Source organism: Actinomadura sp. HBU206391 (genome assembly GCF_014323665.1).
Classification (GTDB): Bacteria; Actinomycetota; Actinomycetes; order Streptosporangiales; family Streptosporangiaceae; genus Actinomadura_C.
The window spans coordinates 1-559 of record NZ_JABVEB010000583.1 but is presented as its reverse complement, the minus strand read 5'-3'; the positions used below and the strand labels follow the sequence as shown (position 1 = coordinate 559).

Sequence of the window (559 nt, the reverse complement as noted above, 5' to 3'; positions counted from 1 at the left end):
CCGACCCCGTGCAGGGTCGCCCCATCACCCAGCCCCGGCAGCGGCGGCTGCACCGCCCCGCCTACCCCCACGGCCGCCCCGTTCACCGTCCCGTCCGCCCCGTTCATGGGCGTGTCCACCGGCGTGTTCGTCGCCCCGCCCGTCGGCGTGGCCGCCCTGTTGGTCGGCGTGTCCACTGGCGCGTTCGTCGGCGCGTTCATCGGCGAGTTGGGCGTGCTGGGCGTGGTGGTCGTTGGGGGGTGTGGGGAATTCGGTGCGGCCGGCTCGGACGGTGATTCGGCTGGTGTCTGATCGGTCAGTAGTTCGGTGGTGGTTCGGCCGGTGTTGAGGCGATCCCTCGCTAGTTGGGCGGTGGTGTGGTCGAGCCATTGCTGTTCGGCTTGTGCGGATCCGGGCAGGGTCCGCAGGGTGGCCAGGTCCATGTCGACTTTCACCTGGGGTTTGGATCCGCCGCGTTCCGGTAGCAGGTTCGAGCCGGCCAGCCGCCGCATCGCCTCGGCCAGGGCGTCATGGCGGCGTTGTGCCTTGGTACGGGTGTCCTCGGGGCCGGCTTGACCGG

At 71.0% G+C, this 559-nt stretch carries 1 protein-coding gene; it reads right to left on the bottom strand.

Annotated features, from left to right (window positions below; translation table 11 throughout):
- A partial coding sequence (locus HKK72_RS39540; protein WP_187239469.1) for a DUF222 domain-containing protein occupies positions 1 to 559 on the bottom strand: 559 nt, incomplete at both ends.